The organism is Pseudomonas putida, assembly GCF_028682475.1.
GTDB lineage: Bacteria > Pseudomonadota > Gammaproteobacteria > Pseudomonadales > Pseudomonadaceae > Aquipseudomonas > Aquipseudomonas putida_AG.
The window spans coordinates 1-6,542 of the sequence record NZ_JANHLE010000057.1 but is presented as its reverse complement, the minus strand read 5'-3'; the positions used below and the strand labels follow the sequence as shown (position 1 = coordinate 6,542).

The 6,542-nt window shown below is 62.5% G+C and carries 5 protein-coding genes; 4 read left to right on the top strand and 1 reads right to left on the bottom strand.

Annotated features, from left to right (window positions below):
- Positions 1-12: 12 nt before the first annotated feature.
- Positions 13-480: a DUF721 domain-containing protein gene (locus NPS47_RS24895; protein WP_274297382.1), complete on the bottom strand. Its 468-nt coding sequence runs from the start codon at positions 478-480 to the stop codon at positions 13-15.
- A gap of 285 nt (positions 481-765) precedes the next feature.
- Here NPS47_RS24895 and secA point away from each other — a divergent pair, with 285 nt between their 5' ends.
- The 4 genes from secA (at position 766) to NPS47_RS24875 (ending at position 6,502) form a co-directional block, all read left to right on the top strand.
- A complete protein-coding gene (secA, locus tag NPS47_RS24890; RefSeq protein ID WP_274297381.1) occupies positions 766-3,501 on the top strand; it encodes a preprotein translocase subunit SecA in 2,736 nt (911 codons plus the stop codon).
- Between the two features lie 127 nt (positions 3,502-3,628).
- Complete coding sequence (argJ, locus tag NPS47_RS24885; protein ID WP_274297380.1) at positions 3,629-4,846, top strand: bifunctional glutamate N-acetyltransferase/amino-acid acetyltransferase ArgJ; 1,218 nt, start codon at positions 3,629-3,631, stop codon at positions 4,844-4,846.
- 82 nt (positions 4,847-4,928) lie between these two features.
- A complete protein-coding gene (locus NPS47_RS24880; RefSeq protein ID WP_274297379.1) occupies positions 4,929-5,561 on the top strand; it encodes a glutathione S-transferase family protein in 633 nt (210 codons plus the stop codon).
- Positions 5,558-6,502, top strand: coding sequence for a Nudix family hydrolase (locus tag NPS47_RS24875; RefSeq protein WP_274297378.1), 945 nt, complete (start codon positions 5,558-5,560; stop codon positions 6,500-6,502). Before NPS47_RS24880 ends, NPS47_RS24875 begins: the two co-directional genes overlap by 4 nt.
- The last annotated feature ends 40 nt before the right edge of the window (positions 6,503-6,542 follow it).

Sequence of the window (6,542 nt, the reverse complement as noted above, 5' to 3'; positions counted from 1 at the left end):
GGCCGGCGGGAGTCAGCTGTCCGCTGGCCCTTTGTCCCGCGCATGGCTGGCCAGGCGCTCCAGCGCCGCACGCAGTTTCGGATCGCTGATACCGTCGGCGGTTGCCTGAATGCTCTCGGCGGCACGCGTGGACAGGTCGGCGGTATGCGGGGCCGCCCGGCTCTGGGTGGTCGGTGGCTGCACCTTGAACAGGATCCGGGTCAGGCTGGCAAAGGCGTCCAGGGTCTGCAGCTGGCGTTGCAGGCGCTTTTGCTGGTAGCGCAAGCGGGTCGCCCAGTGGCCATCAGTGACGATCAGCAGCAGGGTGCCTTCGCGCCAGGAGGCGATATGGCAATGCTCACGCGCCGCTGGCTGCAACTGGCTGTCGAGTAGTTTTTGCAGCTGCGCCAGGCGCTGGGCCTGGCTGAACAGGGCTTTGAGCGGCCGGGCTTCGCGCAACAGTACAGCGGGCGCGCGGGCTGGCAAGGGGCGAAAAGCCATGGGGGAGACACCTGAAGTTACAGTAGCGGCATCTTATCAGATCCCCCGGCGAGCGCCTTGTCCGGGTGTCTGTGGCAAAACTTCATGTAGCCAATGGGTTGAAGTTGTGGAAAAAGCCCTTATTGTAAAAAAGCCCCGTCAAAGCGCTGTGCCAGCATCGTGGAAATCCGCCACTTTCTTCACCGTCGTTTCCGGGTAGAATGCTCGTTCGCATGCGGCCATAAGGGCTGCACGGGCGACTCACGGGGCCGCCCTCCATCCCTATGTGTGGAAGATCCTGTCGATATGTTTGCGCCTTTGTTAAAAAAACTTTTTGGAAGCAAGAACGAGCGCGAGGTGAAACGCCTGCTCAAGGCGGTGCAGTCCGTCAATGCCTTCGAAGAGAAGATGGTCGCCCTCTCGGACGAACAGCTGCGCGCCAAGACCGCAGAGTTCAAAGAGCGCCTGGCCAAAGGCGAGACCCTCGACCAGTTGCTGCCGGAGGCCTTCGCCGTCGCGCGTGAGGCCGGTAAGCGGGTCATGGGCATGCGCCACTTCGATGTCCAGCTGATCGGCGGCATGGCCTTGCACGAAGGCACTATCGCAGAAATGCGTACCGGTGAAGGCAAGACCTTGGTCGCAACCCTGGGCGTGTACCTCAATGCACTGTCCGGCAAGGGCGTGCACGTGGTCACGGTCAACGACTACCTGGCCCGCCGTGACGCCAACTGGATGCGTCCGCTGTACGAATTCCTCGGCCTGACCGTCGGCGTTGTCACGCCGTTCCAGCCGCCGGAAGAAAAGCGCGCGGCCTATGCTGCCGACATCACCTACGGCACCAACAACGAATTCGGTTTCGACTACCTGCGCGACAACATGGCGTTCAGCATGGACGAGAAATTCCAGCGCGAGCTGAATTTCGCCGTGATCGACGAAGTCGACTCCATCCTCATCGACGAAGCGCGGACTCCGCTGATCATCTCCGGCCAGGCCGAAGACAGCTCCAAGCTGTACATCGAGATCAACAAGCTGATCCCGCGCCTCAAGCAGCACATCGAGGAAGTCGAAGGCGAAGTCACCCAGGAAGGTCACTTCAAGATCGACGAGAAGAGCCGCCAGGTCGAGCTCAACGAAGCCGGTCACCAGTTCATCGAAGAGATGCTGGCCCAGGTCGGCCTGCTGGCCGAGGGCGAGAGCCTCTACTCGGCGCATAACCTCGGTCTGCTGACCCACGTCTATGCTGGCCTGCGCGCGCACAAGCTGTTCCATCGCAACGTCGAGTACATCGTCCAGGACGGTCAGATCTTGCTGATCGACGAGCACACCGGTCGTACCATGCCGGGCCGCCGCCTGTCCGAAGGCCTGCACCAGGCCATCGAAGCGAAGGAAAACCTGAATATCCAGGCCGAAAGCCAGACCCTGGCTTCGACCACCTTCCAGAACTACTTCCGTCTGTACAGCAAGCTGTCCGGCATGACCGGTACCGCTGACACCGAAGCCTTCGAGTTCGCCCAGATCTATAACCTCAACGTTATGGTCATTCCGCCGAACAAGCCGCTGGCCCGTAAGGACTTCAACGATCTGGTCTACCTGACCGCCGACGAGAAGTACGCGGCGATCATTGCCGACATCAAGGAAAGCATGGCCCAGGGCCGTCCGGTGCTGGTCGGTACGGCCACCATCGAGACCTCCGAGCACATGTCCAACCTGCTCAAGCAGGAAGGCATCGATCACAAGGTACTGAACGCCAAGTACCACGAAAAAGAAGCCGAGATCATCGCCCAGGCCGGTCGCCCGGGTGCGCTGACCATCGCCACCAACATGGCCGGTCGTGGTACCGACATCCTCCTGGGCGGTAACTGGGAAGTGGAAGTCGCGGCCATGGACAACCCGACGCCTGAGCAGATCGCGCAGATCAAGGCCGACTGGCAGAAGCGTCACCAGCAGGTGATCGAATCCGGTGGCCTGCATGTGATCGCCTCCGAGCGTCACGAATCGCGCCGTATCGACAACCAGCTGCGTGGTCGTGCCGGTCGTCAGGGGGACCCGGGTTCCAGCCGTTTCTACCTGTCGCTGGAAGACAGCCTGATGCGCATCTTCGCCTCCGATCGGGTGAAGAACTTCATGAAGGCGCTGGGCATGCAGTCCGGCGAGGCCATCGAGCACCGCATGGTCACCAACGCCATCGAAAAAGCCCAGCGCAAGGTCGAAGGTCGTAACTTCGACATTCGTAAGCAATTGCTCGAATTCGACGACGTGGCCAACGAGCAACGTAAAGTCATCTACCACATGCGTAACAGCCTGCTGGCAGCCGACAACATTGGCGACACCATCGCCGACTTCCGTCAGGAAGTGCTCGACGCCACCGTCGCTCAGCACATCCCACCGCAATCGCTGCCTGAACAGTGGGACGTGGCCGGTCTGGAAGCGTCGCTGGCCAGTGACTTCGGCGTGAAACTGCCGATTCAGCAGTGGCTCGACGAAGACGATCACCTGTACGAAGAAACCCTGCGCGAGAAGCTCATGACCGAGCTGCTGGCGGCCTACAACGAGAAGGAAGAGCAGGCCAGCGCCGAAGCCCTGCGCACCTTCGAGAAGCAGATTCTGCTGCGTGTACTGGACGACCTGTGGAAAGACCACCTGTCGACCATGGATCACCTGCGTCACGGTATCCACCTGCGCGGCTACGCTCAGAAGAACCCGAAACAGGAATACAAGCGCGAGTCGTTCAACTTGTTCCAGGAACTCCTCGATTCGATCAAGCGCGACACCATTCGCGTGCTCTCGCACGTTCAGGTGCGCCGCGAAGATCCGGCCGAAGAAGAAGCCCGCCTGCGCCGCGAGGCCGAGGAGCTGGCTGCACGCATGCAGTTCCAGCACGCTGCAGCACCAGGTCTGGAGCAAGCCGAGGAGCAGGAGGAGGGCGCTGAAGTCGCCGTCGCCGCTGCCCCGGTGCGCAACGAGCAGAAGCTGGGCCGCAACGAACTGTGCTGGTGTGGTTCGGGCAAGAAGTTCAAGCACTGCCACGGCCAGATCAACTAACCTCATCTGCCCGGCAGTCCGCTGATTCACGAACACCACGCCGCGACCGGTCCCGTACCGTCGCGGCGTTGTTCCATCTCAAGCACCGGCCTTTTCGACCCGGTGTACTTTTTCTAGGAGCGCTTACATGGCTGTTGGTCTTGGTCCTTTGCCAACGTTGCACCCGGTTCCAGGTTTTGAACTCGGCATCGCCTCTGCGGGTATCAAGCGCCCGGGGCGCAAGGACGTGGTAGTCATGCGCTGTGCCGAAGGCTCCAGCGTCGCCGGTGTGTTCACCCTAAATGCCTTTTGCGCAGCGCCGGTGATCCTCGCCAAGCAGCGCGTGCAAGGCACCGTGCGCTACCTGCTGACCAACACCGGCAATGCCAACGCCGGTACCGGCGCGCCGGGCCTGGCCGCCGCCGAGCGCACCTGCGCCAGGCTGGCCGAGCTGACCGGTGTCGATGCCAGTGCCGTACTGCCATTCTCCACCGGTGTCATCGGCGAGCCGCTGCCCGTGGAGAAAATCGAAGGCGCCCTGCAGGCCGCCCTGGATGACCTGTCGGAAAACAACTGGGCTGCCGCCGCTACCGGCATCATGACCACCGACACCCTGCCCAAGGGTGCCAGCCGTCAGTTCCAGCATGAAGGTGTGACCATCACCGTCACCGGTATCAGCAAGGGCGCCGGGATGATCCGTCCGAACATGGCGACCATGCTCGGTTACATCGCCACTGACGCCAAGGTCGCGCCGCAGGTGCTCAAGGACCTGATGCTCGACGGCGCCAACAAGTCGTTCAACCGCATCACTATCGACGGCGATACCTCGACCAACGATTGCTGCATGCTGATCGCCACCGGCAAGGCGGCTGTCGCCGAAGTCACCGAGGCCCGTGGGCCACTGTTCGAAGCACTGAAAAAAGCGGTGTTCGAGGTGTGCATGGAAGTGGCGCAGGCCATCGTGCGTGACGGCGAAGGCGCGACCAAATTCGTTACCGTTGAAGTCAACGGCGGCGGCAACCATCAGGAATGCCTGGATGTCGGTTACGCCGTGGCGCACTCGCCATTGATCAAGACCGCGCTGTTCGCCTCCGACCCGAACTGGGGCCGCATCCTCGCTGCTGTTGGCCGTGCCGGTGTGCCTGAGCTGGACGTCAGCCTGATCGACGTGTACCTGGGGGATGTCTGCATCGCCAGCAAAGGCGGCCGCAGCGCCACCTACACCGAGGCTCAGGGCGCGGCGGTGATGGCCGAAGAGGAAATCACCATCCGTATCGAGCTGGGCCGTGGCCAGTGCAGCGAAACGATCTGGACCACCGATCTGTCCCACGAGTACGTGAAGATCAACGCCGAATACCGTACCTGACTTCATCGCGGGGCAAGCCCGCTCCCACAGTACCGGTGGGAGCGGGCTTGCCCCGCGACAGTCCCCCTGATGGAGCCGAACCATGAGTTACCACCTGATCATCGGCGACAAGCTGTACTCCTCCTGGTCGCTGCGCGGTGCCCTGGCCCTTGAACTGGCCGGTGCCACCTATGATGAAACCCTGATCAAGCTCAACCAGCCCGACACCCGTGCGCGGCTGCTGGAATACTCGCCGACAGCGAAAGTGCCACTGCTCAAATGCGAGCACGGCATCATCGCCGACTCCCTGGCGATTGCCGAATACCTGGCCGAGCGTCACCCAGAGGCCAACCTGTGGCCGACCGACGTCGCCGCCCGTGCCCAGGCGCGCTCTGCCTGCGCACAAATGCACAGTGGCTTCTTCGCCCTGCGCGGCAATATGCCGTTCGACCTGTCGCGTGATGAAGCGCTGGAGACCATGCCGCTGGATGTGCAGGTCGATATCGACCGCATCGTCGCCCTGTGGTCCGAGTGCCGTCTGGCTGCCAAGGAAGCCGGTCCGTTCCTGTTCGGCACGCCGAGCCTGGCGGATGCGTTCTTCGCCCCGGTCGCGGTGCGTCTGCGTACCTACCGCGTGGAAGTGCCTGCTGAGGCGGCAGCCTATATCGAGACCATCTACCAGTGGCCAGCCTTCCAGGCCTGGCAAAAGGCTGGTCTGGCGGAGCGTGAAGGGTGAAGCGCATACATGTAGCCGCTGCGGTCATTCGTGGCGCTGACGGCCGTATCCTGATTGCCCGGCGCGCCGATAGCCAGCATCAGGGCGGTCTGTGGGAGTTCCCGGGCGGCAAGGTCGAGGACGGCGAGGCGGTGGAAATCGCCCTGGCCCGTGAGCTGAACGAAGAGCTGGGCATTACCGTCACGGCCGCGCGGCCGTTGATCAAGATCCACCACGACTATCCGGACAAGCAGGTGCTGCTGGATGTCTGGGAAGTCAGTGGTTTTACCGGCGAGCCCCATGGTGCCGAAGGCCAGCCGCTGGCCTGGGTGACGGCCCGTGAACTGCCGCAGTATGACTTCCCCGAGGCCAATCGGCCGATCGTCGCTGCGGCACGCTTGCCGGGAGAATACCTGATTACCCCGGAAGGCCTGGAAGTCCCGCAGATGTTGCGCGGCATTCAAAAGGCCATTGCCGGCGGGATCAAACTGGTGCAACTTCGCGCGCCGAACATGTACGACCCCAAGTACCGGGACGTGGCGGTGGACGCTGCAGGCCTGTGCGCTGGCAAGGCACAGCTGATGCTCAAGGGGCCGCTGGAATGGCTGGGTGATTTCCCCTCTGCGGGCTGGCACCTGACCTCGGAACAACTGCGCAAGTACGCCAGCAAAGGTCGGCCGTTCCCGACGCAGCGCTGGTTGGCTGCCTCGTGCCATAGCGCTGAAGAACTGGCCCTGGCCGAGCAGATGGGGGTGGATTTTGTCACCTTGTCGCCGGTGCAGGCGACGCAGACCCATCCTGAGGCTCAGCCGCTTGGCTGGGAGCAGGCGCAGCAGTTGATCGAAGGCTTCAGCAAGCCGGTGTATCTGCTGGGTGGCGTGGGTGCTGCCGAGCGTGAGAAAGCCTGGCAGCATGGCGCTCAGGGTGTGGCGGGGATTCGGGCGTTCTGGCCTGAGGTCTGAATCCATCGCGGGGCAAGCCCGCTCCCACCGAAAAAACACA

Excerpts from the sequence above, each read along its gene's own strand:
- NPS47_RS24895 (WP_274297382.1), bottom strand. The coding sequence starts at position 480 with ATGGCTTTTCGCCCCTTGCCAGCCCGCGCGCCCGCTGTACTGTTGCGC.
- secA (WP_274297381.1), top strand. The coding sequence starts at position 766 with ATGTTTGCGCCTTTGTTAAAAAAACTTTTTGGAAGCAAGAACGAGCGC.
- argJ (WP_274297380.1), top strand. The coding sequence starts at position 3,629 with ATGGCTGTTGGTCTTGGTCCTTTGCCAACGTTGCACCCGGTTCCAGGT.
- NPS47_RS24880 (WP_274297379.1), top strand. The coding sequence starts at position 4,929 with ATGAGTTACCACCTGATCATCGGCGACAAGCTGTACTCCTCCTGGTCG.